Genomic DNA, 24028 nt, shown 5'->3' on the forward strand with positions numbered 1-24028 from the left:
ATGAAGACCATCGAGAGCTTCCAGGACCGCATCGGCGACGGGCTTGCCCAGGACGTCAACCATTTTGACGCCATCCGCATCAGCCTGGCCTCGCCCGAGAAGATCCGGGAGTGGTCCAAGGGCGAGGTGAAGAAGCCCGAGACCATCAACTACCGCACCCTGAAGCCGGAGCGGGACGGCCTCTTCTGCGAGCGCATCTTCGGCCCGACCAAGGACTGGGAGTGCCACTGCGGCAAGTACAAGCGGGTCCGCTACAAGGGCATCGTCTGCGACCGCTGCGGCGTCGAGGTGACGCAGGCCAAGGTCCGCCGCGAGCGCATGGGGCACATCGAGCTGGCGGCGCCCGTCTGCCACATCTGGTACTTCAAGGGCATCCCCTCGCGGCTGGGCCTGCTTCTGGACATGTCGCCCCGGGCCCTGGAGCGGGTGCTCTACTTCGCCGCGTACGTGGTGATCGACCCGGGCGAGACGGCGCTGATGGAGAAGCAGCTGCTGACGGAGACGGAGTACCGGGAGGCCCGGGAGAAGTACGGCAACGCCTTCCGCGCCGGCATGGGCGCCGAGGCGGTCAAGGAGCTTCTGGAGCGGATCGACCTGGACGAACTGGCCGAGGAGCTGCGGGCCGAGATCCGCAACTCCAGCGGCCAGCGCCGCCTGCGGGCCGTCCGGCGGCTGGAGGTGGTCGAAGCCTTCCGCAAGTCGGGCAACGACCCGACCTGGATGATCCTCGAGGCCATCCCGGTCATCCCGCCCGACCTGCGGCCCATGGTCCAGCTGGACGGCGGCCGCTTCGCCACATCGGACCTCAACGACCTCTACCGGCGGGTGATCAACCGCAACAACCGGCTCAAGCGGCTGCTGGACCTGGGCGCGCCGGACATCATCGTCCGCAACGAGAAGCGCATGCTGCAGGAGGCGGTGGACGCCCTGATCGACAACGGCCGGCGGGGCCGGCCGGTCACGGGTCCGGGCAACCGGCCCCTCAAGTCCCTGTCCGACATGCTGAAGGGCAAGCAGGGCCGCTTCCGCCAGAACCTGCTGGGCAAGCGCGTGGACTACTCGGGCCGCTCGGTCATCGTGGTGGGCCCGCGGCTGAAGATGCACCAGTGCGGCTTGCCGAAGGAGATGGCGCTGGAGCTGTTCAAGCCCTTCGTGATGAAGCGGCTGGTGCAGCTGGGTTACGCCCACAACATCAAGAGCGCCAAGCGCATGGTGGAGCGGGTGCGGGACGAGGTCTGGGATGTGCTGGAGGAGGTCATCAAGGAGCACCCCGTCCTGCTGAACCGCGCGCCCACCCTGCACCGCCTGGGCATCCAGGCCTTCGAGCCGGTGCTGGTGGAGGGCCGCGCCATCCAGATCCACCCGCTGGTCTGCACGGCGTACAACGCCGACTTCGACGGCGACCAGATGGCGGTGCACGTGCCCCTGTCGGCGGAGGCCCAGGCCGAGGCCCGGGTCCTCATGATGTCGATCCACAACCTGCTGAACCCCAAGGACGGCAAGCCCGTGGTGACGCCCACCCAGGACATGGTGCTGGGTTCCTTCTACCTGACGCTGGAGCGGGAGGGCGCCCGGGGCGAGGGCCGGATCTTCAGCTCCGCCGATGAGGTGCTGCTGGCCTACCAGCTCAAGCAGGTGGAGGTCCACGCCCGGATCAAGGCGCGGGTGGAGACGGCCCAGGGGCGGCGGTTGCTGGAGACCACGGTGGGCCGGGTGATCTTCAACGAGGCCCTGCCCGTGGAACTCCGGTTCGTCAACCAGGTGGTCGACAAGAAGAAGCTGGGCGACATCGTGGCCGAGAGCTTCCGCCGCCTGGGTTACGCCAAGACGGTGGAGATGCTGGACGCCGTCAAGGAACTGGGCTTCCGCTTCGCCACCCAGGCCGGGGCGTCCATCGCCATCGGGGACGTGAAGATCCCCGAGCGCAAGGCCGAGTACATCGCCGAGGCCGAAGCCCAGGTGGAGCAGGTGGAGAGCCAGTACCGCCGGGGCCTCATCAGCGCCGAAGAGCGCTATCAGAAGATCATCGACATCTGGAACCGGACGAAGGACAAGGTGACCCAGGAGCTGACCCAGGTCCTGGACTACTTCAACCCGGTCTACATGATGGCCATCTCCGGTGCCCGGGGTAACCTGACCCAGATCGCCCAGCTGGGCGGCATGCGCGGCCTGATGACCGACCCCTCGGGCCGGATCATCGAGCAGCCGGTGCGGGCCAACTTCCGCGAGGGCCTCACCGTCTTGGAGTACTTCACCTCCACCCACGGCGCCCGCAAGGGCCTGGCCGACACGGCCCTGCGCACGGCCGACTCCGGTTACCTGACCCGGCGCCTGGTGGACGTGTCCCAGGACGTCATCGTCCGGGAGGAAGACTGCGGCACCACCGAGGGCATCACGGTGTCGGAGATCCGGGACGGGGAGGAAGTCATCGAATCCCTGCAGGACCGCATCGTGGGCCGCATCGCCGTCCGCGACGTGGTGCACCCCGAGACGGGCGAGGTCATCGTGCCGGCGGGTGAAGAGATCGACGAGGACCGAGCCCAGGTCATCGTGGACGCCGGCATCGAGCAGGTGGAGATCCGCTCCGTGCTGGCCTGCCGCTCCCGGTACGGCGTCTGCGCCCGCTGCTACGGGCGCGATTTGGCGACGGGCAAGATGGTCAACATCGGCGAGGCGGTGGGGACCATCGCCGCCCAGTCCATCGGCGAGCCGGGCACCCAGCTGACCATGCGCACCTTCCACACCGGCGGCGTGGCCGGCGAGGACATCACCCAGGGCCTGCCGCGGGTCGAGGAGCTGTTCGAGGCCCGCAAGCCCAAGGGCCAGGCGGTGATGACGGAGGTCGGCGGCACCGTCAAGGTGGTCGAGACCAAGCAGCGGCGCGAGGTGCGGGTCATCAGCGACGACGGCACCTGGGAGGCCTACACCGTGCCCTTCGGTGCCCGCCTCCTGGTCCGCGACGGGGACCGGGTGGAACCCGGCGACGTGCTGACCGAGGGGCCCATCAACCCCCACGACATCCTCAAGGTGCGGGGCGTGCAGGCCGTCCAGCTCTACCTGCTGCAGGAAGTCCAGAAGGTCTACCGCATGCAGGGCGTGGACATCAACGACAAGCACATCGAGATCATCATCCGCCAGATGATGCGCAAGGTGAAGGTGGAGGACGCCGGGGACACCGACCTCTTGCCGGGCGGCCTGGTCGACGTCTTCGAGCTGGAGGAGGCTAACGCCCAGCTGCCCGAGGGGGCGCGGCCGGCCACGGCCCGGCCGGTGCTGCTGGGCATCACCAAGGCGGCGCTGGCCACCGAATCCTTCCTCTCCGCGGCCTCCTTCCAGGAAACCACCCGGGTCCTTACGGAGGCGGCCATCAAGGGGAAGACCGACCCCCTGCTGGGCCTCAAGGAGAACGTCATCATCGGCAAGCTGATCCCGGCCGGAACCGGCATGAGCCGCTATCGCCGGATGCAGATCCTGGTCGAGGGCAAGACCGAGCGGGAGGTCATGGCCCAGGCCCGCCGCAGCGAGACCCTGGCGGCCCGCGCCCTGGGTGAGGACGGCGCGGTGGCCGCGGCCGGCGACGGGGCGCTGGACGGCACCGCCAACGGCCACGTGCTCCCCCAGGCCCTGGCCGCGGGCGGCGACGGCGCCGCGCTGCTGGAGGAGGCTGCCGGTACCGCCGGTCCGGGCGCGGGCGACGGCTCGCCGGTGGAGGAAGCCGGCGCCGGGGAAGGCCCGGAGGCGGGCGGTGCCGGGGTGGCCGGCGACGAGCCCGCCGCGGAATGACCCGGCTCCCGTGGGGCGGGCAGGACCGCCCTGAGTCGGGTACTGCGGCCGTGCGGCGGGCCGCCCGCCCGGAGGCAGGCGGTGCGCACCCGAGGCGCCACCCCGCCGCCCCGCCAGGCGGCCCGGCGGCGAGGCGGCTCGCGTTGACACTGAAAAAGGGCCGGTGCTACACTTACCTAGTGTGTTTTGGCCTGATGAATCGGGGGCGGCCGGAGGGCGGCCGCACGAAGGAGGGCCAGTGAGGGATGTCCCTGGATCGCCTGCGGGCGGCCCGGCGCCGCACCGTCGGTACCAAGCAGACCCTGAAGGCGGTCCTGAAGGGCGAGGCGTTGCAGGTTTACGTGGCCCGCGACGCGGAAGCCCACGTGGTGCGCGACCTGGTGCAGGCCTGCCAGGCGCGCGGCATCGCGGTGGAATACGTCGACACCATGCGCGAACTGGGAAGCGCTTGCCGGATCAAGGTCGGGGCCGCCTCCGCCGCCATTCTCGAAGAATGAGGCGGCGGCGGCCCCCTGGCCCGGGATGGGAAGGAGGTGACGCTCGATGCCGACGATCAACCAGCTGGTGCGCAAGGGGCGCGAGCGGGTGACCCGCCGGACGGGTGCGCCGGCGCTGCGGGGCAACCCCCAGAAGCGCGGCGTGTGCCTGCAGGTGCGCACCACGACGCCCAAGAAGCCCAATTCCGCCCTGCGGAAGATCGCCCGGGTGCGCCTGACCAACGGCGTCGAGGTGACGGCCTACATCCCCGGTGAGGGCCACAACCTCCAGGAGCACTCGGTGGTGCTGGTCCACGGCGGTCGCGTGAAGGACCTGCCGGGCGTGCGCTATCAGATCATCCGGGGCGCGCTGGATGCCGCCGGGGTCGAGAAGCGCCGCCAGGGGCGGTCCAAGTACGGGGCCAAGCGGCCCAAGTCCTGACGGCTGTCGGCTGAATCACGGGCTCGCGGCCGGCGGGCGGCCCCTGCGGGCGCCCGCTGCCGGGCGCATCCTCGCCGCCGGTGGCCCTGCAGGCGCGGGGCGGGTTCGTCCCGGGAGCTGGCGAGGAATTTTTTACGCCCGGAGCGGGCGTCGTGGCGTGTCAGGGGCCGGGCTGGCCCTGATGTCCAGGCCCGGCCGGTGGCAGCCGGCCAGCAGGACGGTATGGAGGGAGGAAGGGCATGCCCAGGCGAGGCAGGGTGCCACGGCGCCCGGTGGAGCCGGATCCCGTCTACGGCAGCGAGCGGGTGGCACGGCTCATCAACAAGGTGATGTGGGACGGGAAGAAGAGCCTGGCCCAGCGCATCGTCTACCAGGCCTTCGAGCGCGTCGCCGCCAAGACCGGCCGGGATCCCCTGGAGGTTTTCGAACAGGCGGTGCGCAACACCATGCCGGCGTTGGAGGTCCGCCCCCGGCGCGTGGGGGGTGCCACCTACCAGGTGCCCCTGGAGGTGCGGCCGGAACGGCGCCTGTCCCTGGCGCTCCGGTGGCTGGTGGAATACGCCCGCCAGCGCAACGAGCGGACCATGGTGGAGCGCCTGGCCAATGAACTGATCGACGCCGCCAACAACACCGGTGGCGCCGTGCGCCGCAAGGAAGAGGTCCATCGCATGGCGGAAGCCAACCGCGCCTTTGCCCATTACCGCTGGTAAGCAGGCTGGCGGGCGCGCCGCCGGCAGCGGCCGGCGGCCGGGCGCGGCGGAGGAAGGAGGGACGACATGCCCCGGGAGTATCCCCTGGAGCGCACGCGCAATATCGGGATCGCCGCCCACATCGACGCGGGCAAGACCACGACCACGGAACGCATCCTGTACTACACGGGGCGCGTGCACCGGATGGGCGAGGTCCACGAAGGCGCCGCCACCATGGACTGGATGGTGCAGGAGCAGGAGCGCGGCATCACCATCACCTCCGCCGCCACCACCTGCTTCTGGCGGGATCACCGGATCAACATCATTGATACGCCCGGCCACGTGGACTTTACCGTCGAGGTGGAGCGCTCCCTGCGCGTTCTGGACGGCGTGATCGCCATCTTCGCCGCCCGCGGCGGCGTGGAGCCCCAGTCGGAGACGGTGTGGCGCCAGGCCAACAAGTACCGGGTGCCCCGCATCGCCTTCGTCAACAAGATGGACGTGGTCGGCGCCAACTTCTACCGCGTCCTGGACCAGATGCGGGAGCGGCTGGGCGCCAACCCGGTGGCCATCCAGCTGCCCATCGGGGCCGAGGACAGTTTTCAGGGCATCATCGACCTGGTCGAGATGAAGGCCATCTTCTACCGCGATGACCTGGGGACCCGCTACGAGGCGGCGGAGATCCCGGCCGAGATGCAGGAGCAGGCCGCCGAGTACCGGGAGAAGCTGCTGGAGGCCGTGGCCGAGGTCGACGAGGAACTCATGATGAAATACCTGGAGGGCGAGCCGATCTCCACCGGCGAGATCCGCGCCGCCCTGCGCAAGGGCACGGTCAACCTCCAGCTGGTGCCGGTGCTGTGCGGCTCCGCCTACCGGAACAAGGGCGTCCAGCTGCTGCTGGATGCGGTGGTCGACTACCTGCCCTCGCCCCTGGACATCGCGGCCGTGCGCGGCACCGATCCCAAGACCGGCCAGGAGATCGAGCGCAAGGTCAGCGATGACGAGCCCTTCTCGGCGCTGGTCTTCAAGATCATGACCGACCCCTACGTGGGCAAGCTGGCCTTCTTCCGGGTCTACTCGGGCCACCTGAAGGCCGGCAGCTACGTGTACAACAGCAACAAGGGCCGGCAGGAGCGCATCGGCCGCATCGTGCGGATGCATGCCAACCACCGGGAAGAGGTCGACGAGGTATGGACCGGCGACATCGCCGCCGCCGTCGGCCTGAAGGACACCATCACCGGCGAGACCCTGTGCGACCCCAACGCGCCCATCGTGCTGGAGTCCATGGAGTTCCCCGAGCCGGTGATCTCGGTGGCCATCGAGCCCAAGACCCAGGCCGATCAGGACAAGCTGGGCGAGTCGCTCAACAAGCTGGCCGAGGAGGACCCGACCTTCCGGGTCCACACCGACGAGGAAACGGGCCAGACCATCATCTCCGGCATGGGCGAGCTGCACCTGGAGATCATCGTCGACCGCCTGATGCGGGAGTTCAAGGTGCAGGCCAACGTCGGCAAGCCCCAGGTGGCTTACAAGGAGACCATCACCCGGCCGGCGCGGGCCGAGGGCAAGTACATCCGGCAGACCGGCGGCCGCGGCCAGTACGGCCACGTGGTGCTGGAGATCGAGCCCATGGAGCCCGGCTCCGGGTTCGAGTTCGTCAACAAGATCGTCGGTGGCGTGGTGCCCAAGGAGTACATCCCGGCGGTGGAAGCCGGCGTCCGGGAGGCGCTGGAGAACGGCATCCTGGCCGGCTATCCCATGCTGGACGTGCGGGTCACCCTGGTGGATGGCTCGTACCACGAGGTGGACTCCTCGGAGATGGCCTTCAAGATCGCCGGCTCCATGGGCCTGCGCAATGCGGCCCAGCAGGCGGGCCCGGTGCTGCTGGAGCCCATCATGAAGGTCGAAGTGGTGGTGCCCGAGCAGTACATGGGCGACGTCATCGGCGACATCAACGCCCGCCGCGGCCGGGTCGAGGGCATGGAGCCCGACGCCGGCGGGCTGCAGGTGATCCGGGCCCTGGTCCCGCTGGCGGAGATGTTCGGCTACGCCACGGACCTGCGGTCCAAGACCCAGGGGCGCGGCACCTACACCATGCAGTTCAGCCATTACGAGCAGGTGCCGCGCAACATCGCCGACCAGATCATCGAGGCCCGGGGCGACCGGGCCCGGGCGGCCCGCTAGCGTCCGGCGCGGGCTGGCAGCGGCCGAGGGCGAAGGCGGCGGCGGCCGGACGTCCCTGATCCCGGCAGCCCGCCGGCCGGAGGGCGCCAGAACGGGCGGAGCCACAGCAGAGCAGCGGCAGCAGAACAGGGTGCAAGGAGGCGATTACCCCATGGCCAAGGCCAAGTTCGAGCGGACGAAGCCGCACGTGAACGTGGGGACCATCGGGCACGTGGACCACGGGAAGACGACGCTGACGGCGGCGATCACGAAGGTGCTGTCGAAGCAGGGGAAGGCGCAGTTTGTGGCCTACGACCAGATCGACAAGGCGCCGGAGGAGCGGGAGCGCGGGATCACCATTGCGACGGCGCACGTGGAGTACGAGACGGACGCGCGGCACTACGCGCACGTGGACTGCCCGGGGCACGCGGACTACGTGAAGAACATGATCACGGGCGCGGCGCAGATGGACGGGGCGATTCTGGTGGTGTCGGCGGCGGACGGGCCGATGCCGCAGACGCGGGAGCACATCTTGCTGGCGCGGCAGGTGGGCGTGCCGTACATCGTGGTGTTTTTGAACAAGGTGGACATGGTGGACGATCCGGAGTTGTTGGAGCTGGTGGAGCTTGAGGTGCGGGAGCTTTTGAGCCAGTACGACTTTCCGGGGGACGAGGTGCCGGTGATCAAGGGGTCGGCGCTGAAGGCCCTGGAAGGGGATCCGGCGGCGGAGCAGGCGATTTTGGACCTGATGAAGGCGGTGGACGAGTACATTCCGACGCCGCAGCGGGACGTGGATAAGCCGTTCCTGATGCCGGTGGAGGACGTGTTCTCCATCACGGGGCGCGGGACGGTGGCGACGGGCCGCGTGGAGCGGGGCCGGGTGAAGGTGGGCGACGAGGTGGAGCTGGTGGGCTTCACCGACAAGCCGCGGAAGACGGTCGTGACGGGCGTGGAGATGTTCCGGAAGGTGCTGGACGAGGCGGTGGCGGGGGACAACATCGGGTGCCTGCTGCGAGGGATTGACAAGGACGAGATCGAGCGCGGGCAGGTATTGGCGAAGCCGGGGACGATCAACCCGCACAAGAAGTTCATGGGGAACGTGTACGTGCTGAAGAAGGAAGAGGGCGGGCGGCACACGCCGTTTTTCAACGGGTACCGGCCGCAGTTCTACTTCCGGACGACGGACGTGACGGGGGAGATCAAGCTGCCCGAGGGCGTGGAGATGTGCATGCCCGGGGACAACATCGAGATGACGGTGGAGCTGATCACCCCCATCGCCATCGAGGAAGGGCTGCGGTTCGCCATCCGCGAGGGCGGCCGCACCGTGGGCGCCGGCGTCGTCACCAAGATCCTGGAGTAGGTCCGGTTGGGACGAGAGCGCAAGGGGGGACCACCGATGGCCCGGCAAAAGATCCGGATCAAGCTGCGGGCGTTCGACCACGGCGTGCTCGACCAGTCGGCCGACAAGATCGTGGAGACCGCGCGGCGCACGGGGGCCAAGATCTCCGGGCCCGTGCCGCTGCCCACGGAGCGCAGCGTGTTCACGGTCCTGACGGCACCCAACGGCGAGAAGGACCACCGCGAGCAGTTCGAGATGCGCACCCACAAGCGCCTGATCGATATCATCGACCCGACGCCCAAGACCATCGATGCGCTGCGGCGGGTCGACCTGCCTGCCGGGGTCGACATCGAGATCAAGCTCTGAGCCGAGTCCTTGGCTCGGCCAGGCGTTCGGGCAAGGGGCAGGACGGCAAACGGAGGTGCAACCCATGGGCGTCGGCCTGTTGGGTCGCAAGCTGGGCATGACGCAGATCTTCGACGACGAGGGCCGGGCGGTGCCGGTCACCGTGATCCAGGCGGGGCCCTGCGTGGTGGTGCAGACCCGCACCCCGGAGCGGGACGGCTACCGGGCGGTCCAGCTGGGCTTTGGCGAGATCAAGCCCCGCAAGGTGAACAAGCCGATGGCAGGCCACTTCGCCCGGGCCGGGGTCAATCCCGTGCGCGTGCTGCGGGAGTTCCGGCTGGAGGGCGAGGGGGAGTCCATGCCCGAGGTCGGCCAGCAGCTCACGGTGGAGCTGTTCAAGGCCGGGGAGTACGTGGACGTCACCGGGACCTCCAAGGGCAAGGGCTTCCTGGGCCCGGTGGCCCGGCACGGGTTCGGCCGGGGACCCATGAGCCACGGCTCCAAGTACCACCGCGGCCCCGGCTCCCTGGCGCCGTCGACCTTCCCCGGCCGGGTGTTCAAGGGGCGCCGGATGGCGGGCCGGACCGGCAACCGGCGGGTCACCGTGCGGGGCCTGCAGGTGGTGCGGGTGGATCCCGAGCGCAACCTGCTGCTGGTGAAGGGCGCCGTACCCGGGCCGCGGGGTAGCGTGGTCGCCATCCGCAAGACCAACGTCCCGCGCAAGACGCGGCCGGCGTGAGGCCCGGCGGGCGGCGAAAGGAGGACAACCCCATGCCGAGGGTGGCGGTTTACAACACCCAGGGCGAGCGGGTCGGGGAGATCGAGCTGAGCGACGCGGTCTTCGGCGCCCCGGTGCGGGAGGCCCTGATGCACCAGGCGGTGGTCCGCTACCTGGCCAACCAGCGCCGGGGTACGGCGGCCACCAAGACCCGGGGCATGGTCTCGGGCGGCGGCCGCAAGCCCTGGCGGCAGAAGGGCACGGGCCGGGCCCGGCAGGGCAGCATCCGGGCGCCCCAGTGGCGCAAGGGCGGTATCGTCTTCGGCCCCCAGCCGCGGGACTATACCCAGGACCTGCCCAAGAAGGCGCGCCGGGCCGCGCTGCGGTCCGCCCTGTCGGCCAAGGTGGCCGACGGCGAGCTGATCGTGCTGGAGGGGCTCGATGACCTGGGGCTGGAGCGGCCCCGTACCCGCGAGATGGCGGCCCTGATCCGGCGCCTCGACCTGGAGGGCAAGCGGCCCCTGTTCGTCCTGGCGGAACCGAACAAGACGCTCTACCTGTCGGTGCGCAACCTGCCGGGAGCCGACACCGAGACGGTGGACCGGCTCAACGTCTATCAGGTGCTGCGCCACGGCCACGTGGTCCTGGCCCGGGAAGCCGTGGAGCGGGCGGAGGAGGTGCTGGGGGCATGATCACCGATCCCCATGATGTCATCCTGCGCCCGGTGATCACGGAGAAGAGCATGCAGCAGCTGGCCGACAACAAGTACACCTTTCTCGTGCACCCGAAGGCCAACAAGACCCAGATCAAGCGGGCCGTGGAACAGATCTTCAAGGTGCGGGTGGCCAAGGTGAACACCGTGCGGGTGCGGGGCAAGCTGCGCCGGGTCGGCCGGTTCGCCGGTTACCAGCCCGACGCCAAGAAGGCCATCGTCACCCTGGCGGAAGGGCACCGCATCAAGGAGTTCTTCGAGGACGTGTCCTGACGCGGGTGGTGAACCCGTGAGGCGTGGAGGGCGCCGGGCCCTGCCGGGCGCCCGAAGGGGGCTCTGACCATGGCGGTTCGCAAGTACAAGCCCACGTCCCCTGGCCGGCGCCAGATGACGGTGCTGGACTACAAGCAGATCGTCACCCGGGACGAACCCGAGAAGTCGCTGGTGGCGCCGCTGAAGAAGAAGGCGGGCCGCAACGCCCAGGGGCGCATCACCGTGCGCCACCGGGGCGGCGGACACAAGCGGCTGTACCGCATCATCGACTTCAAGCGGGACAAGGACGGCGTGCCGGCCAGGGTGGCGTCCATCGAGTACGATCCCAACCGGACGGCCTTCATCGCCCTGCTGCACTACGCCGACGGCGAGAAGCGCTACATCCTGGCGCCCGTCGGCCTCAAGGTGGGCGACACCGTGATGTCCGGTCCCGACGCCGACATCCGGCCGGGCAACGCCCTGCCCCTGCGCAACATCCCCGTGGGCACCACGATCCACAACGTGGAGCTCAAGCCGGGCAAGGGCGGGCAGCTGGCCCGGGCCGCCGGTGCGGAGGTCCAGCTGGCGGCCAAGGAGGGCGACTACGCCCACCTGCGCCTGCCCTCGGGCGAGGTGCGGCTGGTCCGGCTGGAGTGCAAGGCGACCATCGGCCAGGTTGGCAACCTGGACCACGAGAACGTGACCATCGGCAAGGCGGGCCGGAGCCGCTGGCTGGGCCGCCGGCCCACGGTCCGCGGTTCGGTGATGAACCCGGTGGACCACCCCCACGGCGGTGGCGAAGGCAAGGCACCCATCGGCCGCCATCCGGTGACGCCGTGGGGCAAGCCGGCCCTGGGCAAGAAGACGCGCAAGAAGAAGCCCTCGGATCGCCTGATCGTCCGGCGCCGCAAGTAGGCCGGTTCGTCAGGTGCGGGTGCCCGGCCGCGGCCCGGCGGCCGGCGGCAGGGCGGGTCGCCCCGCAACGGGGGCGGGCCCGCCGCCCGGGGTGCAAGCCGTCAGCCCGGGTAAAGGAGGTGCAGGCTGGATGGGGCGATCGCTGAAGAAGGGGCCGTACGTCGACCCGAAGCTGCTGAAGAAGATCCAGGCCCTGAACGAGAAGAACCAGCGCCGGGTCATCCGGACCTGGTCCCGGGACAGCACCATCGTGCCGGAGATGGTGGGGCACACCATCGCCGTGCATGACGGGCGCAAGCACGTCCCTGTCTACATCACCGAAGACATGATCGGTCACAAGCTGGGTGAGTTCGCGCCCACCCGCACCTTCCGCGGCCACGCCGACAAGACGGAGCGGCAGGCCCGGGTGCGGTGAGGGCGGGCCGCCAAGGAGGGAACACCATGGAGGCCCGGGCGGTGGCTCGATTCGTCCGGCTGTCGCCGCGCAAGGCGCGCCAGGTGGTGGACCTCGTCCGCGGCAAGCCCGTGGGCGAGGCTCTGACCCTGCTGCGCTTCACGCCCAAGCGGGCGGCGCGGATCGTGGAAAAGGTGGTTCGCTCGGCAGTGGCCAACGCCACCAACAACCACGACCTGGACGAGGACCGGCTTTACATTGTCAAGGCGTACGTGGACGAGGGGCCGCGGCTCAAGCGCTGGCGGCCGCGGGCGCGGGGGCGGGCTTTCCCCATCCTGAAGCCCACCAGCCACGTGACGGTGATCGTGGCGGAGAGAAAGGAGGGTTAAGGTGGGCCAGAAGACGCACCCGAAGGGGTTTCGCCTGGGTATCATTCGCGACTGGGATTCCCGCTGGTATGCCCGGCGGCAGGAGTTCGTCGACCTGCTGCTGGAGGACCAGCGGATCCGCCGGTACATCAAGAAGCGCCTGTATGACGCCGGCATCTCCCGGGTGGAGATCGAGCGCGCGGCCAACCGCATCCGCCTGACCATCCACGCCGGCAAGCCGGGTATGGTCATCGGCAAGGGCGGCACCGGCGTCGAAAGCCTCCGGCAGGAACTGGAGCGGATGACCGGCCGGCAGGTGGCCATCAACGTGGTCGAGGTCAAGGAGCCCGAGCTGGACGCCCAGTTGGTGGCCGAGAGCATCGCCGCCCAGATCCAGCGGCGCGTGGCCTGGCGGCGGGCCATGAAGCAGGCCCTGCAGCGGACCATGCGGGCGGGCGCCAAGGGTTGCAAGATCCGGGTATCCGGCCGCCTGGGCGGCGCCGAGATCTCCCGCAGCGAGTGGACGGCGGAGGGGTCGGTGCCCCTGCACACCCTGCGGGCCGACATCGACTACGGCCAGGCCGAGGCGTTCACCACCTACGGACAGATCGGCGTGAAGGTATGGATCAACCGCGGGGAGGTCCTGCCCGAGGCCAAGCGGCCGGCAGAGGCCGCCGAGCAGGGCGCCCAGGGAGGCCGATAAGCCATGTTGATGCCCAAGCGCGTCAAGTGGCGCAAGCAGCACCGCGGCCGGATGCGGGGTGTGGCCCAGCGGGGCAACACCGTGACCTTCGGCGAGTACGGTTTGCAGGCCCTGGAGCGGGGCTGGATCACCGACCGGCAGATCGAGGCGGCCCGCGTGGCCATGACCCGTTACATCCGCCGCGGTGGCAAGGTGTGGATCAAGATCTTTCCCGACAAGCCCGTGACCAAGAAGCCCGCCGAAACCCGCATGGGTAGCGGCAAGGGCAGCCCGGAGTACTGGGTGGCGGTGGTGAAGCCCGGCCGCGTCCTTTTCGAGATCGCCGGCGTGCCGGAAGAGACGGCCCGGGAGGCCATGCGGCTGGCGTCCCACAAGCTGCCCATCAAGACCAAGTTCGTCGCCCGCGCGGTGGGTGGTGAGGCCCATGAAGGCTAAGGAGCTGCGGGAACTGTCCGACGAGGAGCTGAACAAGAAGCTCCGCGACCTCAAGGAAGAGCTGTTCAACCTGCGGTTCCAGGCCGCCACCGGCCAGCTCGACAACCCCATGCGCCTGCGCCAGGTGCGGCGGGACATCGCCCGGGTTCAGACCATCCAGCGGCAGCGGGAGCTGGCTGCCCTGCGGGGCACCGGTAGCGAAGGGAGGTAATCCGGTCGATGGCCCAGGAACGGGGCAAGCGCAAGACGCGGGTCGGCGTGGTGGTCAGCGACAAGATGGACAAGACCGTGGTGGTGGCGGTAGAGTCGCTGGTGCCCCACCCGCTCTACGGGAAGCGCATTCGCCGCACCAAGAAGTTCATGGCCCACGACGAGAACAACGAATGCCGGGTGGGCGACAAGGTGCGGATCATGGAGACCCGCCCCCTGAGCCGCCACAAGCGGTGGCGGGTGGTGGAGATCCTGGATCGGCCGCAGCTGGCGGCCCTGGCCGCGGAGGACCTGCCGGAAGAAGAGCAGCCTCCGGCCTGAGCCGCTGGCCGCGCCGGCAAGGAGGGGTGACGGATGATCCAGCCGCAGTCGCGCCTGGTCGTCGCCGACAACACCGGCGCCAAAGAGCTGATGGTGATTCGCGTCCTGGGCGGTTCCGCGCGGCGGTACGGCAACATCGGCGACGTGGTGGTGGCATCGGTCAAGGCCGCGACGCCCGGGGGCGTGGTCAAGAAGGGTGACGTGGTGCGGGCGGTGGTGGTGCGCACCCGCCACGGCCTGCGCCGGGAGGACGGCACCCACATCCGCTTCGACGACAATGCGGCGGTGATCCTGCGGGACGCCCACGAGCCGCGGGGAACCCGCATCTTCGGCCCCGTGGCCCGGGAGCTGCGGGATAAGCAGTTCATGCGCATCATCTCCCTGGCGCCCGAGGTACTGTGATCCGGCGGGCGTGCCCGGGAGGGGAGCCGCGCGGAAAGGGGGTCCCCCATGGCGCGCAAGATGACCATTCGCAAGGGCGATACGGTCCTGGTCATCGCCGGCAAGGACGCCGGCAAGAAGGGCAAGGTGCTGCGGGCCCTGCCCGCCGAGGAGCGGGTGGTGGTGGAGGGCGTCAACATCGTCAAGCGCCACCAGCGGCCGCGGCCCGGGGTGGTGCAGAGCGGCATCATCGAGCGCGAGGCGCCCATCCACCGTTCCAACGTGATGCTGGTCTGCCCCCGGTGCGGCCAGCCCACCCGCGTGGCCAAGAAGCAGCTGGACGACGGCCGCCGGGTCCGGGCCTGCAAGAAGTGCGGCGAGGTCATCGACCGCTGAGGCCCTGCCCCGGACCGGCCGGGTTCGTCCGCAAGGGCAGCAGCGAGGCCGGCGCGAACGGCCGGCAGGGACCGGCGCGGCGCCGGCACGGGAGGGTACGACCATGGCCACCGTGGTGACCAACCTGAAGGAAAAGTACGAGAAGGAAGTCGTCCCGGCGCTGATGCAGCGCTTCGGGTACAAGAGCATCATGGAGGTCCCCCGCATCGAGAAGGTCGTCATCAACATGGGCGTGGGGGACGCCATCCAGAACCCGAAGCTGCTGGATTCGGCGGTGAAGGAACTGGCCCTGATCACGGGGCAGCGGCCCATGGTGACCCGGGCCAAGAAGTCGATCTCCGCCTTCAAGGTGCGGGCGGGCATGCCCATCGGCTGCAAGGTGACCCTGCGCAAGCAGCGGATGTGGGACTTCCTGACCCGGCTGATCTTTTTGGCGCTGCCCCGGGTGCGCGACTTCCGCGGCCTCTCGCCCGACAGCTTCGACGGGCGCGGGAACTATTCCCTGGGGCTGCGGGAGCAGCTGATCTTCCCCGAGATCGATTACGACGACATCGAGAAGGTCCGGGGCATGGACGTGACCATCGTGACCACGGCCAAGACCGACGAGGAGGCGCGGGAGCTGCTGCGCCTGCTGGGCCTGCCATTCCGCCAGTGAGGAGGTGGCTTCATGGCGCGCAAGGCGCTGATCGTCAAGGCCAGCCGCGAGCCCAAGTTTGAAGTGCGCCGGCGCAACCGCTGCCGGATCTGCGGCCGGCCCCGCGGCTACATGCGGCGCTTCGGCCTGTGCCGGCACTGCTTCCGGCAGCTGGCCCACCGCGGCGAGATCCCGGGCGTGAAGAAGGCCAGCTGGTGAGCTCCCGGCGTAGCGGGAAAGGGGGTTCTGCCCATGACCATGACCGACCCCATCGCGGATATGCTGGCGCGGATCCGCAACGCGTACACCGTGGGGCATGAGCGGGTCGACGTGCCGGGGTCCAAGATCAAGCGAGCCATCGCGGACATCTTGAAGCAGGAAGGGTTCATCCACGACTACCAGTGGATCGATGACGGCAAGCAGGGCGTGATCCGCATCTTCCTCAAGTACGGCCCGGGCAAGAAGCGGGTCATCCAGGGGCTCAAGCGCATCTCCCGGCCCGGGCGGCGGATCTATGCCCGCAAGGACCAGATCCCGCGGGTGCTGGGCGGGCTCGGCATCGCGGTGCTCTCCACCTCCCGGGGCATCATGACCGACAAGCAAGCCCGGGCGGAGGGCGTCGGCGGCGAGGTGCTGTGCTACATCTGGTAAGGGCCCGGCGCGGGAATCTGGCAGCGGGAGGTGGATTGCGTGTCGCGGGTTGGCAAGAAGCCCATCCCCATTCCCCAGGGGGTCCAGGTGACCGTCCAGGGGAACGTGGTGCGGGTCAAGGGCCCCAAGGGTGAGCTGGAGCGCACCATCCCCGCCGGCCTGGACGTGGTGATCGAAGACGGCGCGGTGGAGGTGCGCCGCCGGGACGACGAGCGGGAGCGCCGGGCACTGCACGGCCTCTTCCGCACCCTGCTGGCCAACATGGTGACCGGCGTGACCCAGGGGTACGAGCGTTCCCTCACCCTGGAGGGGACCGGCTACCGCGCCACCAAGCAGGGGCGGAAGCTGGTGATGAGCCTGGGCTACTCGCACCCGGTGGAGTACACGCCGCCGGAGGGCATCGAGATCGACGTCCCGGCGGCCAACACCGTGGTGGTCCGGGGCATCGACAAGGAACTGGTGGGCAACGTGGCGGCCACCATCCGGGCCAAGCGGCCCCTCAGCCGGTTCCGCTACGCCGACGGGCCCCGGGGCATCCGGTACACCGACGAGCGGGTGGCCCTGCGGCCGGCGAAGACCGGCAAGTAACGCGGTCGAGGCACCAAGGGCCCGTGCAGACGAGATTCAGCAGGCTCACGCCGACGAGGCTCAGCAATTGAAGGAACGGGGTGTCCGAAATGGCGCGGAAGCCCAAGACGCGCGAGGAAGCCCGCGACCGCCGGCACCGGCGGGTCCGCAAGAAGGTCCTCGGAACGGCCGAGCGCCCGCGCCTCAACGTCTTCCGGAGCCTGAAGCACATCTACGCCCAGGTGATCGACGACGAAGCGGGCGTCACCCTGGTCGCCGCTTCGACGGTGGAACCGGAGCTCCGCGAAGCGGTGGGAGGCTACGGCGGCAACGTGGAGGCGGCCAAGGTGGTCGGGAGGGCCATCGCCCAGCGGGCCCTGGCCCGGGGGATCAGCAAGGTGGTCTTCGATCGCGGCGGCTACAAGTATCACGGCCGGGTCAAGGCCCTGGCGGAGGCCGCCAGGGAAGCGGGTCTGGACTTCTAAGGCCCCGGCAGGGAAAGGAGGGGACGGCGTGGCGCGTCATCGCAGGCGGCAGCAGGACGGGGACGAGCTGCAGGAGCGGCTGGTCGCCATCAACCGCGTGGCCAAGGTGGTCAAGGGTGGCCGGCGCTTCAACTTCAGCGCCCTGGTGGTGGTCGGTGACGGCAACGGCCGGGTGGGCGTCGGCATGGGCAAGGCGGCGGAGATCCCCGACGCCATCCGCAAGGCGGTCCAGAAGGCGAAGAAGAGCATGATCGAAGTGCCCCGGGTCGGCACCACCATCCCGCATCCCGTGGTGGGCGAGTTCGGCGCCGGGCGGGTGCTGATGAAGCCGGCGGCGCCGGGCACGGGGGTCATCGCCGGCGGCGCCGTGCGGGCGGTGCTGGAGCTGGCGGGGATTCGCGATGTGCTGACCAAGTCCCTGGGCTCCAGCAACCCGGCCAACGTGGTGTACGCCACCATGGAAGGTCTCAAGTCCCTGCGCAGCGCCGAGGAAGTGGCCCGGCTGCGGGGCAAGCCCGTCGAGCAGCTGATCGGCTGAGGCTTGCGCAGCCGGGGTTCACCCGCGATCCGCGCCGGTTCGTCCGGCCGGCGCGGGCCGGCTTCGAGTCCGGACGACGGGGGTTGGAAGCATGGCGGGATTGCATGAGCTGAGGCCCGCACCGGGAGCCCGGCGCCGCCCCAAGCGGGTGGGCCGCGGGATCGGTTCGGGCCATGGGAAGACGGCGGGCCGCGGGACCAAGGGCCAGAAGGCCCGGTCGGGCGGCGCCAAGGGGCCAGGCTTCGAAGGCGGCCAGATGCCCCTGCAGCGGCGCATTCCCAAGCGGGGCTTCACCAACGCGCCCTTCAAGAAGGAATACGCCGTGGTGAACGTGGAGACGCTCAACCGGTTCGAGCCGGGCACCGAGGTCACCCCGGAGCTGTTGCAGGAGCGGGGCATCGTCAAGGATGCCCGGGACGGCATCAAGATCCTGGGGGACGGCGAGCTCAAGGTGGCCCTCACGGTGCGGGCCCACAAGTTCAGCGCGTCGGCCCGCGCCAAGATCGAGCAGGCGGGCGGCCGGGCCGAGGTGATCTGAAATGCTGGCCAACCTGGGCCGGGCCGTCAAGATCGAGGACCTGCGGGGGCGAATCCTGTTCACCCTGGCCATGCTGCTGGTCTTCCGGCTGGGGGTCCACGTGCCCACGCCGGGCGTGATCGCCGAGCGGGTGGCGCCGCTCTTCGCCACGGGCTCGATCTTCCAGCTGCTGGACCTGTTCGCGGGCGGCGCCCTGGCCACCGTCTCGGTGTTCGCCATGAGCATCACGCCCTACATCAACTCGTCCATCATCGTCCAGCTGCTGACGGTGGTGATCCCCCGGCTGGAGGAACTGGCCAAGGAGGGCGAGGAGGGTCGCCGTAAGCTCACCCAGCTCACCCGGTACGGCACCGTGGTCATGGCCTTGCTGCAGGCCGGCGGCATCGCCTTCTACCTCAACCGGGCCGGGGCCCTGGAATGGCCGGGCCTGCCCGGCATGGCGGTGGTGGCCATCACCCTGACGGCCGGCACCGTCCTCTTGATGTGGGTGGGTGAGCAGATCACCGAAAAGGGCATCGGCAACGGGATCAGCCTGCTGATTTTCGCGGGCATCGTCTCGCGCCTGCCCCACGGGCTGGTCACCCTGGCCGAGATGTGGCGGGCCGGGTCGGTCAACCTGTTCCAGATCCTCCTGCTGGTGGTCCTGGGGCTGGTGGTCATCGTGGCCGTGGTCTGGGTGACCGAGGGCCAGCGGCGGATCCCCGTGCAGTACGCCAAGCGGGTGGTGGGACGGCGCATCTACGGCGGCCAGAGCACCCACATCCCCATCCGGGTGAACCAGGCCGGGGTGATCCCGGTGATCTTCGCCGCCTCGCTGGTCGGACTGCCCCTGACGGTAGCCGGGTTCTTCCCGCGGGCAGGCTGGGCCCAGTTCCTGGCGCGGTGGTTCGACTGGGGGACACCGCTCAACACCGCTGTGTACTTCTGGTTGATCGTGGGCTTCACGTTCTTCTACACGGCCATCACGTTCAACCCCCAGGACATCGCCGACAACCTGCGCAAGTACGGCGGCTACATCCCCGGCCTGCGGCCGGGCCGGCCGACGGCGGAGTACCTAGCCCGGGTGGTCACCCGCATCACCGTCTTCGGGGCGCTGTTCCTGGCGCTGATCTCCGTCCTGCCCCTCCTGGTGCGGGGCGTGACCAACATCGCCTCCATATACTTTGGCGGGACGGCCCTGCTCATCGTAGTGGGTGTCGCCCTGGAGACCATGAAGCAGATCGAAGCCCACCTGCTGATGCGCCAGTACCAGGGCTTCATGAAGCGCTGAGGCCCGCCGGCCGGTGGAACCGGCCCGGGCCTCGGTCCTTGCCGGGCGCGGCGGGTGGCGAGTCCGGTGGAGCGGTGGCTGGGGCAGGAGAGGCCGGTTGGAAGCCGGCCGGGACCGGCTGAAGCAGGACGCCCGGCGCCCGGCGGGGGGAACCCGGCGGGTCGCCGGTGGGGCCTGGTAGGGGCCCTGGTGGGGAGGGGTAACGTGCGCTGGATCTTTCTCGGTCCGCCTGGCGCGGGGAAGGGAACCCAGGCGGCGCGTCTGGCCCAGCGGGCCGGCGTGCCCCAGATCGCCACGGGGGACATGTTCCGCGCGGCGGTGCGGGAAGGGACGCCGCTGGGACTGGAAGCCAAGCGCTACATGGAGGCCGGCCAGCTGGTGCCCGACCAGGTGACCCTGGGCCTGGTCCGGGAGCGGCTGGCGCAGCCCGACTGCCGCAAGGGGTTCCTGCTGGACGGGTTCCCGCGCACCGTGCCCCAGGCGGAAGGCCTCAACGAGGTGCTGGCAGGGCTGGGTGCCCGCCTGGACGGGGTCCTGTACTTCGACGTGCCCGATGCGGTGGTGGTGGAACGCCTCAGCGGCCGGCGCGTCTGCCCCGCTTGTGGGGCCACCTATCACGTCCGCTTCGAGCCGCCGCAGGTGGAGGGGCGCTGCGATCGCTGCGGTGCGGAGCTGGTGCAGCGCTCCGACGACCGGGAGGAGACGGTGCAGCAGCGGCTGGCGGTGTACCGCCAGCAGACCGAACCCCTGGTCCGCTACTACCGGGAGGCCGGCCTTCTCCACACGGTGGACGCGGGCCGGCCCATCGACGCGGTAGAGGCGGAGATCGCCCGGATCACGGGGGTTGGCGCATGATCGAGCTCAAGTCGGAGCGGGAGATCCGGTACATGCGGGAGGCTGGGCGGATCGTGGCCGCCGTCCTGCGGGAACTGGCGGCTGCCCTGCGCCCGGGGATCACCACGGCAGAGCTGGACCGGCTGGCCGAACGCCTGATCCGGGAGGCGGGGGCGGAACCGGCCTTCAAGGGCTATCAGGGCTTCCCGGCCAGCATCTGCACGTCCATCAACGACGAGGTGGTCCACGGCATCCCCAGCCCCCACCGGGTGATCCGGGAAGGGGACCTGGTCTCCATCGACGTGGGCGCGCGGTACCATGGCTACTACGGCGACTCGGCCGCCACCTTCGCGGTGGGCGAGGTCTCCCCCGAAGCCCGGCGGCTGCTGGAGGTGACCCGGGAATCCCTGGCCCGGGGGATCGCCGCCGCCCGCGCCGGCAACCGGCTGGGCGACATCGGGTATGCCGTGCAGGAGTACGTGGAGGCCGCGGGCTTCTCCGTGGTCCGGGACTATGCGGGCCACGGCATCGGGCGGGCCATGCACGAAGATCCCCAGGTGCCCAATTACGGGCAGCCCGGCACCGGCCTGCGCCTGCGGCCCGGCCTGGTGATCGCCATCGAGCCCATGGTCAACGCCGGCGGCCATGCGGTCCGGACGGACCCCGACGGCTGGACGGTGCGCACCGCCGACGGCAGCCTGTCCGCCCATTTCGAGCATACGGTGCTGATCACCGCCGGCGGGCCGGAGGTCCTGACGGGCGGCGCCTTCTGAACCACAGCCGACAATAGCGGCCAGGACCGGAATCTTGAGGGAATGGCCTGGCCATACTATAAATTGTGGCCGGAGGTGGCTTCGTGCACCAGTCCATCGGGCAACTGGTCACATCCCGCGCCGGGCGCGACCAGGGGCGCCCGTACCTGGTGGTGGGCGTCCTGGATGACCGGTTCGTCCTGGTGGCCGACGGCGACCTGCGCCCGGCGGACCGGCCGAAGCGGAAGAACGTGCGCCACCTGGTGTTCCATCACGCCTGGGCGGAAGAGATCCGCCAGCGCCTGGAGGCCGGCCAGCGGCCCAGCAATGCCGAGCTCCGCCGGGCGCTAAGCGGCCTGGTGGCCCAGTACTTCGGGGAGAAGGACAGCGCGGACCAGAAGCCGGAGGTGCAAGGGGGGTGAGGCCGTGGCACGCAAGGAGAACGTGGTGGAGGTCCAGGGGACCGTGGTGGAGCCCTTGCCTAACGGGATGTTTCGTGTAGAATTGGATAATGGCCATAAAGTCATGGCCCATGTCTCGGGCAAGATCCGCATGCATTTCATCCGTATTTTGCCCGGCGACCGCGTCACCCTGGAATTGTCTCCATACGATCTCACCCGGGGGCGCATTACCTACCGCCACCGGAGTTGATCCGGCCAGCCGCGACCCGTGAGGCAAGGGAACCGCAGCCTGGGCCGGCTCCGTCCCGCGCCGGCGGGGCGGAGTTGCGAGGAGGCTTTTACGATGAAGGTCCGTCCGTCGGTCAAGCGCATCTGCGACAAGTGCAAGATCATTCGCCGCAAGGGGAAGGTGCGGGTGATCTGCGAGAACCCCAAGCACAAGCAGGTGCAGGGTTAAGCCTGGAGGTGTTCGGATGGCCCGCATCGCAGGCGTCGACCTGCCGCGCGACAAGCGCGTCGAGTACGCGCTTCCTTATATTTATGGCATCGGCCTGTCCCGCAGCCGGGAGATCCTGGCCAAAGCCCAGGTGAACCCCGACACCCGGGTGCGGGATCTGACGGAAGACGAGATCAACCGCCTGCGCGCCATCATCGAGCGGGACTACAAGGTGGAGGGCGAGCTGCGCAGCGAGGTCCAGCGCAACATCAAGCGCCTGATGGACATCGGCTGCTACCGCGGCTTGCGTCACCGCCGTGGCCTGCCGGTGCGCGGGCAGCGCACCAAGACCAACGCCCGGACGCGCAAGGGACCGCGCCGCACGGTGGCCGGCAAGAAGCGGCCGGGCAAGAAGTAAGGGTTAAGGAGGCTGGCCCATGGCACGACCGGGCGCACCGCGCCGGGGTGGCCGCCGGGGGGCGGCAACCCGGCTGCGCCGCAAGGACCGGAAGAACGTGGAGCGGGGTATCGCCCACATCCGGTCGACCTTCAACAACACCATTGTCACCATCACCGACCTGCAGGGCAACGCCATCGCCTTCGGGTCGGGCGGCACCAACGGCTTCACCGGGTCGAAGAAGGGCACGCCCTATGCGGCCCAGCTGGCCGCCGAGCAGGCGGCCCGCGAGGCCATGGAGCACGGCATGCGCGAGGTGGAGGTTTGGGTGAAGGGCCCTGGTCCGGGTCGCGAGGCGGCGATCCGCTCCCTGCAGGCCACGGGCCTGGAAGTGACCGCCATCAAGGACGTCACCCCCATCCCCCACAACGGGTGCCGCCCGCCGAAGCGGCGCCGCGTCTGATCCGGCGCAGGCCCGCTGTCGGCGGCTCGACAGGAGGGGCGGAGCCATGAGCGAGATGGAGAAGCCGACCATCCAAACGGTGGAGCTCAGCGACGACGGGACGTACGGCCGGTTCGTCGTCGAGCCGCTGGAGCGCGGGTACGGCATTACCCTCGGCAATGCCCTGCGCCGGGTCCTGCTTTCGTCCTTGCCCGGCGCGGCGGTCACCAGCGTGCGCATCGAAGGGGTGCTGCACGAGTTCTCCACCCTGCCGGGCGTGGTCGAGGATACGACGGAGATCATCCTCAACCTGAAGGAACTGGCCATCAAGATGTATACCGACGAACCCCAGGTCCTGCGCATCGAGGCCCAGGGCGAGGGGGAGGTGCGGGCGGCCGACATCATCACGCCGCCGGACGTGGAGATCGTCAACGGCGATCACCTGATCGCCACGCTGGAACCCGACGGCCGGCTCTTCATGGAGATGACGGTGCAGAGGGGCCGCGGTTACGTGCCGGCCGACCGCAACAAGGACCCCGACCGCAGCATCGGGGTGATTCCCGTCGATTCCATCTTCACGCCCATCCGCAAGGTGAACTTCCAGGTGGAGAACACCCGGGTGGGGAAGGTGACGGATTACGACCGTTTGACCCTGGAGGTCTGGACCAACGGCACCATCGCGCCCGATGAGGCGGCCAGCCAGGCGGCCCAGATCCTGACGGATCACCTGGCCCTGTTCCTCACCCTGACCGACCAGGCGCGGGGCACCGGGACGGCCGTCGAGAAGGAAGACGATGCCCGCGCCAAGCTGCTGGAGATGAGCATCGACGAGCTGGATCTGTCGGTGCGCTCCTACAACTGCCTGAAGCGGGCGGGCATCAACACCATCGGCGAGCTGGTGGAGAAGACCCCCGAGGACATGATGCGGGTGCGCAACCTTGGCAAGAAGTCGCTGGAGGAAGTGGAGGAGAAGCTGGCTGCCCTGGGGCTGTCGCTGAAGCAGCCTGAGGACTGACGGCCCGGCCCTGGGACCGGCCGGGG

The 24028-nt window shown here is 69.5% G+C and carries 35 protein-coding genes; all 35 read left to right on the forward strand.

The features are described 5' to 3' along the window. The 35 genes from rpoC to ACZ5T9_RS02760 all read left to right on the forward strand — a co-directional run bounded on the left by rpoC (nucleotide 1) and on the right by ACZ5T9_RS02760 (nucleotide 24002). On the forward strand, nucleotides 1-3783 hold the full coding sequence (gene rpoC, locus ACZ5T9_RS02590) for a DNA-directed RNA polymerase subunit beta' (protein WP_464833731.1): 3783 nt from the start codon (nucleotides 1-3) through the stop codon (nucleotides 3781-3783). 245 nt (nucleotides 3784-4028) lie between these two features. Beyond that, nucleotides 4029-4280: a ribosomal L7Ae/L30e/S12e/Gadd45 family protein gene (locus ACZ5T9_RS02595; RefSeq protein WP_006902827.1), complete on the forward strand. Its 252-nt coding sequence runs from the start codon at nucleotides 4029-4031 to the stop codon at nucleotides 4278-4280. A gap of 46 nt (nucleotides 4281-4326) precedes the next feature. Beyond that, entirely contained in the window at nucleotides 4327-4701 is a 375-nt protein-coding gene (rpsL, locus tag ACZ5T9_RS02600) for a 30S ribosomal protein S12 (RefSeq protein WP_006902828.1), read from the forward strand. A 239-nt stretch (nucleotides 4702-4940) separates the two neighbouring features. Continuing rightward, a complete protein-coding gene (rpsG, locus tag ACZ5T9_RS02605) occupies nucleotides 4941-5411 on the forward strand; it encodes a 30S ribosomal protein S7 (RefSeq protein WP_006902829.1) in 471 nt (156 codons plus the stop codon). Between the two features lie 66 nt (nucleotides 5412-5477). Continuing rightward, entirely contained in the window at nucleotides 5478-7574 is a 2097-nt protein-coding gene (fusA, locus tag ACZ5T9_RS02610) for an elongation factor G (protein WP_006902830.1), read from the forward strand. A gap of 151 nt (nucleotides 7575-7725) precedes the next feature. Then, complete coding sequence (tuf, locus tag ACZ5T9_RS02615; RefSeq protein ID WP_006902817.1) at nucleotides 7726-8913, forward strand: elongation factor Tu; 1188 nt, start codon at nucleotides 7726-7728, stop codon at nucleotides 8911-8913. A gap of 36 nt (nucleotides 8914-8949) precedes the next feature. After that, complete coding sequence (gene rpsJ / locus ACZ5T9_RS02620) at nucleotides 8950-9258, forward strand: 30S ribosomal protein S10 (protein ID WP_006902832.1); 309 nt, start codon at nucleotides 8950-8952, stop codon at nucleotides 9256-9258. 64 nt (nucleotides 9259-9322) lie between these two features. Continuing rightward, a complete protein-coding gene (gene rplC / locus ACZ5T9_RS02625) occupies nucleotides 9323-9976 on the forward strand; it encodes a 50S ribosomal protein L3 (RefSeq protein WP_464833733.1) in 654 nt (217 codons plus the stop codon). A gap of 32 nt (nucleotides 9977-10008) precedes the next feature. After that, nucleotides 10009-10647: a 50S ribosomal protein L4 gene (gene rplD / locus ACZ5T9_RS02630; RefSeq protein ID WP_006902834.1), complete on the forward strand. Its 639-nt coding sequence runs from the start codon at nucleotides 10009-10011 to the stop codon at nucleotides 10645-10647. Then, the gene (gene rplW, locus ACZ5T9_RS02635) at nucleotides 10644-10940 is read left to right on the forward strand and encodes a 50S ribosomal protein L23 (RefSeq protein ID WP_006902835.1); all 297 of its coding nucleotides are present in this window, start codon (nucleotides 10644-10646) and stop codon (nucleotides 10938-10940) included. Before rplD ends, rplW begins: the two co-directional genes overlap by 4 nt. A 69-nt stretch (nucleotides 10941-11009) precedes the next feature. Continuing rightward, nucleotides 11010-11834, forward strand: coding sequence for a 50S ribosomal protein L2 (gene rplB / locus ACZ5T9_RS02640; protein WP_006902836.1), 825 nt, complete (start codon nucleotides 11010-11012; stop codon nucleotides 11832-11834). A 130-nt stretch (nucleotides 11835-11964) separates the two neighbouring features. Next, nucleotides 11965-12249 (forward strand): 30S ribosomal protein S19, encoded by a 285-nt coding sequence (gene rpsS / locus ACZ5T9_RS02645; RefSeq protein ID WP_006902837.1) that lies wholly within the window; start codon nucleotides 11965-11967, stop codon nucleotides 12247-12249. A 26-nt stretch (nucleotides 12250-12275) separates the two neighbouring features. Beyond that, a complete protein-coding gene (gene rplV / locus ACZ5T9_RS02650; protein ID WP_006902838.1) occupies nucleotides 12276-12617 on the forward strand; it encodes a 50S ribosomal protein L22 in 342 nt (113 codons plus the stop codon). Nucleotide 12618: 1 nt separating this feature from the next. Then, complete coding sequence (rpsC, locus tag ACZ5T9_RS02655; protein WP_006902840.1) at nucleotides 12619-13299, forward strand: 30S ribosomal protein S3; 681 nt, start codon at nucleotides 12619-12621, stop codon at nucleotides 13297-13299. A gap of 3 nt (nucleotides 13300-13302) precedes the next feature. After that, nucleotides 13303-13734: a 50S ribosomal protein L16 gene (rplP, locus tag ACZ5T9_RS02660; RefSeq protein ID WP_006902841.1), complete on the forward strand. Its 432-nt coding sequence runs from the start codon at nucleotides 13303-13305 to the stop codon at nucleotides 13732-13734. Further along, the gene (rpmC, locus tag ACZ5T9_RS02665; RefSeq protein ID WP_006902842.1) at nucleotides 13724-13945 is read left to right on the forward strand and encodes a 50S ribosomal protein L29; all 222 of its coding nucleotides are present in this window, start codon (nucleotides 13724-13726) and stop codon (nucleotides 13943-13945) included. Before rplP ends, rpmC begins: the two co-directional genes overlap by 11 nt. A gap of 8 nt (nucleotides 13946-13953) precedes the next feature. Then, complete coding sequence (rpsQ, locus tag ACZ5T9_RS02670; RefSeq protein WP_006902843.1) at nucleotides 13954-14265, forward strand: 30S ribosomal protein S17; 312 nt, start codon at nucleotides 13954-13956, stop codon at nucleotides 14263-14265. A gap of 33 nt (nucleotides 14266-14298) precedes the next feature. Then, complete coding sequence (gene rplN / locus ACZ5T9_RS02675) at nucleotides 14299-14667, forward strand: 50S ribosomal protein L14 (protein WP_006902844.1); 369 nt, start codon at nucleotides 14299-14301, stop codon at nucleotides 14665-14667. Between the two features lie 48 nt (nucleotides 14668-14715). Continuing rightward, nucleotides 14716-15042: a 50S ribosomal protein L24 gene (gene rplX, locus ACZ5T9_RS02680; protein ID WP_006902845.1), complete on the forward strand. Its 327-nt coding sequence runs from the start codon at nucleotides 14716-14718 to the stop codon at nucleotides 15040-15042. 103 nt (nucleotides 15043-15145) lie between these two features. Further along, nucleotides 15146-15697 carry a 50S ribosomal protein L5 gene (gene rplE / locus ACZ5T9_RS02685; protein ID WP_006902847.1) on the forward strand — a complete coding sequence of 184 codons (552 nt, stop codon included), beginning with the start codon at nucleotides 15146-15148 and terminating at the stop codon, nucleotides 15695-15697. A gap of 12 nt (nucleotides 15698-15709) precedes the next feature. Next, nucleotides 15710-15895 (forward strand): type Z 30S ribosomal protein S14, encoded by a 186-nt coding sequence (locus ACZ5T9_RS02690; protein ID WP_006902848.1) that lies wholly within the window; start codon nucleotides 15710-15712, stop codon nucleotides 15893-15895. A gap of 33 nt (nucleotides 15896-15928) precedes the next feature. Next, entirely contained in the window at nucleotides 15929-16327 is a 399-nt protein-coding gene (gene rpsH / locus ACZ5T9_RS02695; RefSeq protein WP_006902849.1) for a 30S ribosomal protein S8, read from the forward strand. 39 nt (nucleotides 16328-16366) lie between these two features. Beyond that, complete coding sequence (gene rplF, locus ACZ5T9_RS02700; RefSeq protein ID WP_464833736.1) at nucleotides 16367-16915, forward strand: 50S ribosomal protein L6; 549 nt, start codon at nucleotides 16367-16369, stop codon at nucleotides 16913-16915. A gap of 89 nt (nucleotides 16916-17004) precedes the next feature. Further along, nucleotides 17005-17379 carry a 50S ribosomal protein L18 gene (gene rplR / locus ACZ5T9_RS02705; protein ID WP_040826147.1) on the forward strand — a complete coding sequence of 125 codons (375 nt, stop codon included), beginning with the start codon at nucleotides 17005-17007 and terminating at the stop codon, nucleotides 17377-17379. 28 nt (nucleotides 17380-17407) lie between these two features. Then, nucleotides 17408-17917, forward strand: a complete 510-nt coding sequence (gene rpsE, locus ACZ5T9_RS02710) for a 30S ribosomal protein S5 (RefSeq protein ID WP_006902853.1) — start codon at nucleotides 17408-17410, stop codon at nucleotides 17915-17917. Between the two features lie 91 nt (nucleotides 17918-18008). After that, on the forward strand, nucleotides 18009-18455 hold the full coding sequence (rplO, locus tag ACZ5T9_RS02715; protein WP_006902855.1) for a 50S ribosomal protein L15: 447 nt from the start codon (nucleotides 18009-18011) through the stop codon (nucleotides 18453-18455). 1 nt (nucleotide 18456) lies between these two features. Then, nucleotides 18457-19725, forward strand: coding sequence for a preprotein translocase subunit SecY (gene secY / locus ACZ5T9_RS02720; RefSeq protein WP_464833738.1), 1269 nt, complete (start codon nucleotides 18457-18459; stop codon nucleotides 19723-19725). Nucleotides 19726-19929: 204 nt separating this feature from the next. After that, nucleotides 19930-20580: an adenylate kinase gene (locus tag ACZ5T9_RS02725; protein WP_464833739.1), complete on the forward strand. Its 651-nt coding sequence runs from the start codon at nucleotides 19930-19932 to the stop codon at nucleotides 20578-20580. Beyond that, nucleotides 20577-21332 (forward strand): type I methionyl aminopeptidase, encoded by a 756-nt coding sequence (map, locus tag ACZ5T9_RS02730; protein WP_464833740.1) that lies wholly within the window; start codon nucleotides 20577-20579, stop codon nucleotides 21330-21332. Before ACZ5T9_RS02725 ends, map begins: the two co-directional genes overlap by 4 nt. 83 nt (nucleotides 21333-21415) lie before the next feature. Continuing rightward, the gene (locus tag ACZ5T9_RS02735; RefSeq protein ID WP_006902859.1) at nucleotides 21416-21733 is read left to right on the forward strand and encodes a KOW domain-containing RNA-binding protein; all 318 of its coding nucleotides are present in this window, start codon (nucleotides 21416-21418) and stop codon (nucleotides 21731-21733) included. A gap of 4 nt (nucleotides 21734-21737) precedes the next feature. Then, the gene (infA, locus tag ACZ5T9_RS02740; RefSeq protein ID WP_006902860.1) at nucleotides 21738-21962 is read left to right on the forward strand and encodes a translation initiation factor IF-1; all 225 of its coding nucleotides are present in this window, start codon (nucleotides 21738-21740) and stop codon (nucleotides 21960-21962) included. A 93-nt stretch (nucleotides 21963-22055) separates the two neighbouring features. Beyond that, entirely contained in the window at nucleotides 22056-22169 is a 114-nt protein-coding gene (gene rpmJ / locus ACZ5T9_RS02745; RefSeq protein WP_006902861.1) for a 50S ribosomal protein L36, read from the forward strand. Between the two features lie 16 nt (nucleotides 22170-22185). Continuing rightward, nucleotides 22186-22566: a 30S ribosomal protein S13 gene (gene rpsM / locus ACZ5T9_RS02750; RefSeq protein ID WP_006902862.1), complete on the forward strand. Its 381-nt coding sequence runs from the start codon at nucleotides 22186-22188 to the stop codon at nucleotides 22564-22566. A 19-nt stretch (nucleotides 22567-22585) separates the two neighbouring features. Then, the gene (rpsK, locus tag ACZ5T9_RS02755; protein WP_006902863.1) at nucleotides 22586-23008 is read left to right on the forward strand and encodes a 30S ribosomal protein S11; all 423 of its coding nucleotides are present in this window, start codon (nucleotides 22586-22588) and stop codon (nucleotides 23006-23008) included. A 46-nt stretch (nucleotides 23009-23054) separates the two neighbouring features. Next, the gene (locus tag ACZ5T9_RS02760) at nucleotides 23055-24002 is read left to right on the forward strand and encodes a DNA-directed RNA polymerase subunit alpha (RefSeq protein ID WP_006902864.1); all 948 of its coding nucleotides are present in this window, start codon (nucleotides 23055-23057) and stop codon (nucleotides 24000-24002) included. Nucleotides 24003-24028 lie beyond the last annotated feature (26 nt).

It is taken from the genome of Thermaerobacter nagasakiensis (assembly GCF_055396825.1).

What these genes read in the sequence shown, in the direction of transcription:
- rplC (WP_464833733.1), top strand. Translation starts at nt 9,323, where the DNA reads ATGGGCGTCGGCCTGTTGGGTCGCAAGCTGGGCATGACGCAGATCTTC.
- map (WP_464833740.1), top strand. Translation starts at nt 20,577, where the DNA reads ATGATCGAGCTCAAGTCGGAGCGGGAGATCCGGTACATGCGGGAGGCT.
- rpsS (WP_006902837.1), top strand. Translation starts at nt 11,965, where the DNA reads ATGGGGCGATCGCTGAAGAAGGGGCCGTACGTCGACCCGAAGCTGCTG.
- rplN (WP_006902844.1), top strand. Translation starts at nt 14,299, where the DNA reads ATGATCCAGCCGCAGTCGCGCCTGGTCGTCGCCGACAACACCGGCGCC.
- tuf (WP_006902817.1), top strand. Translation starts at nt 7,726, where the DNA reads ATGGCCAAGGCCAAGTTCGAGCGGACGAAGCCGCACGTGAACGTGGGG.
- rplW (WP_006902835.1), top strand. Translation starts at nt 10,644, where the DNA reads ATGATCACCGATCCCCATGATGTCATCCTGCGCCCGGTGATCACGGAG.
- rplP (WP_006902841.1), top strand. Translation starts at nt 13,303, where the DNA reads ATGTTGATGCCCAAGCGCGTCAAGTGGCGCAAGCAGCACCGCGGCCGG.
- ACZ5T9_RS02690 (WP_006902848.1), top strand. Translation starts at nt 15,710, where the DNA reads ATGGCGCGCAAGGCGCTGATCGTCAAGGCCAGCCGCGAGCCCAAGTTT.
- rpsJ (WP_006902832.1), top strand. Translation starts at nt 8,950, where the DNA reads ATGGCCCGGCAAAAGATCCGGATCAAGCTGCGGGCGTTCGACCACGGC.
- rpsQ (WP_006902843.1), top strand. Translation starts at nt 13,954, where the DNA reads ATGGCCCAGGAACGGGGCAAGCGCAAGACGCGGGTCGGCGTGGTGGTC.
- rpsM (WP_006902862.1), top strand. Translation starts at nt 22,186, where the DNA reads ATGGCCCGCATCGCAGGCGTCGACCTGCCGCGCGACAAGCGCGTCGAG.
- ACZ5T9_RS02760 (WP_006902864.1), top strand. Translation starts at nt 23,055, where the DNA reads ATGAGCGAGATGGAGAAGCCGACCATCCAAACGGTGGAGCTCAGCGAC.
- rplD (WP_006902834.1), top strand. Translation starts at nt 10,009, where the DNA reads ATGCCGAGGGTGGCGGTTTACAACACCCAGGGCGAGCGGGTCGGGGAG.
- rplV (WP_006902838.1), top strand. Translation starts at nt 12,276, where the DNA reads ATGGAGGCCCGGGCGGTGGCTCGATTCGTCCGGCTGTCGCCGCGCAAG.
- rplE (WP_006902847.1), top strand. Translation starts at nt 15,146, where the DNA reads ATGGCCACCGTGGTGACCAACCTGAAGGAAAAGTACGAGAAGGAAGTC.
- rpsK (WP_006902863.1), top strand. Translation starts at nt 22,586, where the DNA reads ATGGCACGACCGGGCGCACCGCGCCGGGGTGGCCGCCGGGGGGCGGCA.
- ACZ5T9_RS02595 (WP_006902827.1), top strand. Translation starts at nt 4,029, where the DNA reads ATGTCCCTGGATCGCCTGCGGGCGGCCCGGCGCCGCACCGTCGGTACC.
- fusA (WP_006902830.1), top strand. Translation starts at nt 5,478, where the DNA reads ATGCCCCGGGAGTATCCCCTGGAGCGCACGCGCAATATCGGGATCGCC.
- rpmC (WP_006902842.1), top strand. Translation starts at nt 13,724, where the DNA reads ATGAAGGCTAAGGAGCTGCGGGAACTGTCCGACGAGGAGCTGAACAAG.
- rplO (WP_006902855.1), top strand. Translation starts at nt 18,009, where the DNA reads ATGGCGGGATTGCATGAGCTGAGGCCCGCACCGGGAGCCCGGCGCCGC.
- rpmJ (WP_006902861.1), top strand. Translation starts at nt 22,056, where the DNA reads ATGAAGGTCCGTCCGTCGGTCAAGCGCATCTGCGACAAGTGCAAGATC.
- rplR (WP_040826147.1), top strand. Translation starts at nt 17,005, where the DNA reads ATGGCGCGGAAGCCCAAGACGCGCGAGGAAGCCCGCGACCGCCGGCAC.
- rpsL (WP_006902828.1), top strand. Translation starts at nt 4,327, where the DNA reads ATGCCGACGATCAACCAGCTGGTGCGCAAGGGGCGCGAGCGGGTGACC.
- rplB (WP_006902836.1), top strand. Translation starts at nt 11,010, where the DNA reads ATGGCGGTTCGCAAGTACAAGCCCACGTCCCCTGGCCGGCGCCAGATG.
- rplX (WP_006902845.1), top strand. Translation starts at nt 14,716, where the DNA reads ATGGCGCGCAAGATGACCATTCGCAAGGGCGATACGGTCCTGGTCATC.
- rpoC (WP_464833731.1), top strand. Translation starts at nt 1, where the DNA reads ATGAAGACCATCGAGAGCTTCCAGGACCGCATCGGCGACGGGCTTGCC.
- rpsH (WP_006902849.1), top strand. Translation starts at nt 15,929, where the DNA reads ATGACCATGACCGACCCCATCGCGGATATGCTGGCGCGGATCCGCAAC.
- rpsG (WP_006902829.1), top strand. Translation starts at nt 4,941, where the DNA reads ATGCCCAGGCGAGGCAGGGTGCCACGGCGCCCGGTGGAGCCGGATCCC.
- secY (WP_464833738.1), top strand. Translation starts at nt 18,457, where the DNA reads ATGCTGGCCAACCTGGGCCGGGCCGTCAAGATCGAGGACCTGCGGGGG.